Below are 375 nucleotides of genomic sequence, written 5' to 3'. Positions count from 1 at the left end.
CGCCAACATTCTTGCCGGCCCTCTGATGTCGATGGCCCCCGAACTGGCAGCGATTGCCGCACCGAAGGCGACGATCCTGCTCGCGGGACTGCTGGAAACCCAGCGCGAAACCGTCGTCGCGGCCTATGCCGAATGCGGCTGCACGCTGGAGACGGTCGACCGCCGCGGCGACTGGAGCGTACTGCGCCTCACCGCCGGGGCGGAGCGGTTCGTGCCGTCCGCGCCGTTTGATCCCAAGGGCCGGGACGGCTGGGCGCTGGACATCTGATATTCGCGCGAGGACGCGAAACCTACGCCTTCCCCCGAGCATAAGCCTGCGTCCCGCGCGTCACCACCTCGTCCCCCTCGACGATTTCCGCGACGGGGATGTCCGGC

1 protein-coding gene is annotated in these 375 nt (G+C 68.8%); it reads left to right on the top strand.

What is annotated here, in order from left to right; translation table 11 throughout:
* Positions 1 to 268: 50S ribosomal protein L11 methyltransferase (locus AC0IYH_RS29830; RefSeq protein WP_471837692.1), on the top strand; the 268-nt coding region annotated here is incomplete at its 5' end.
* Positions 269 to 375: the final 107 nt, after the last annotated feature.

This window comes from Pseudomonas sp. AC463, from assembly GCF_979253585.1.
The sequence above is the reverse complement of the archived record's forward strand: the minus strand, read 5'-3'. Positions and strand labels throughout refer to the sequence as shown.